The organism is Caldisericia bacterium, assembly GCA_030018355.1.
GTDB lineage: Bacteria > Caldisericota > Caldisericia > B22-G15 > B22-G15 > JAAYUH01.
On sequence record JASEFN010000014.1, the window covers coordinates 1 to 1,449 of the forward strand.

Consider the following 1,449-nt stretch of genomic DNA (forward strand, 5'->3'; position numbering starts at 1 on the left):
TATAAAAAAAATATATATATGAGAAAATTTATTTTAATATTATAATTTTTATTTTTTTGATTTTTGCATCAATTCAAAAATTACATTCTCAAAAATTAAATTATATAGAAGGTGGAGTATTAAATATAAAATTATACGTTATACCTTTTACAACATTATTTAATTATAATTTACCATATAAAGATGTAAAAAAAATATCATTCATGAAAATTATAATTTGGGAATCTAATTGTAAACTTAAGAACTATGAATTTTTAGATTTAGTTAAAAATCTAAATTTAGAATACGAATCCAAAATTATTGAAGATTATAGAATTAAATGTGTAATAAATAAAATTTTTGGAAGAGAGGTTCTTTATTTTAATCAATTCGGTGATTTTTTATATAAAGGGAAAACATATCAGAATGAAGAAATTAAGAATTTTATTTGGCAGCATTTGCCAAAAAATGATAACTAAAAAATATAAAGATAATGTGCCAATATTATAAAAATATAAAATATGAAAAAGTTTATTTTACCATTATTAGTCATATTAGGGTTAAATTTTAATTTTTTAACCTTACATTCACAAGAAGTCTTTACTATAAAAAATTGTTGTATTAGAAAAATAACTTTATATGCGATTCCTCCAGGTGATATGTTCCGAATTCAAGTTAATTACTATGAAGTTAAAAAAATATCAGATATTAAACTTTCTGTTAAATCTCCAAGCGAACTGGACGACTATAATTTTTTACAACTTCTTCACAATCTAAATGAAAATGATAAAGTTGAAATTATTCAAGATTATAGGATAAAATGTATTATTCACAAATCTTTGGGTAGAGAAGTTTTATATTTTAATGGTTTTGGTGGTTTTTTGTATAAAGGCCATACTTTTTATAACGAAGATATAAAAAATCTTATATGGAGGTATTATTTACCTCTGAATTTTTAATATCAAATGTAATAATTGTAATTATGAAAAAAATATATATTATTTTATTATTATTTGTAGTTTTGTTTTTTATAAATAAAACTACAATATATTCACAAAAATATGAATTAAAAAAAATAACACTTTATATAGTTCCAATTAATAACAATGAGGGTTTTGATATTCCATATAATCGTATTAAAGAATATTCATCAATTAAAATTACCATAAAAAATTGGGTTGAATTAGAATTATTATCTAAAATGTTATATGGTCTCAAATGCGAAACAAAAGCAGAAATAAATAAAGATTTTAGAGTATTATGCATCATTCATTGGGGATATAAAAAAGAAAAAATTTATTTTAATAAATATGGTCATTTTTTATATAATGGTAAAGCATGCAGAAATGAAAATATTTGGTCATTTATACTTTCGAATATACCAGATAAGTATAAATAATGGTTCTTTTATTTTATTAATGTATTTATTTCTTTTAAAATATCTTATCAAAAAAATGGCAGTATTCAAAA

3 protein-coding genes are annotated in these 1,449 nt (G+C 19.9%); all 3 read left to right on the top strand.

Features of this window, described 5'->3' with window-relative positions:
* The first annotated feature begins 56 nt into the window (after positions 1-56).
* The 3 genes from QMD25_07085 to QMD25_07095 all read left to right on the top strand — a co-directional run bounded on the left by QMD25_07085 (position 57) and on the right by QMD25_07095 (position 1,378).
* A complete protein-coding gene (locus QMD25_07085) occupies positions 57-458 on the top strand; it encodes a hypothetical protein (GenBank protein ID MDI6861747.1) in 402 nt (133 codons plus the stop codon).
* A gap of 180 nt (positions 459-638) precedes the next feature.
* On the top strand, positions 639-938 hold the full coding sequence (locus QMD25_07090) for a hypothetical protein (protein MDI6861748.1): 300 nt from the start codon (positions 639-641) through the stop codon (positions 936-938).
* Between the two features lie 23 nt (positions 939-961).
* Entirely contained in the window at positions 962-1,378 is a 417-nt protein-coding gene (locus tag QMD25_07095; protein ID MDI6861749.1) for a hypothetical protein, read from the top strand.
* Positions 1,379-1,449 lie beyond the last annotated feature (71 nt).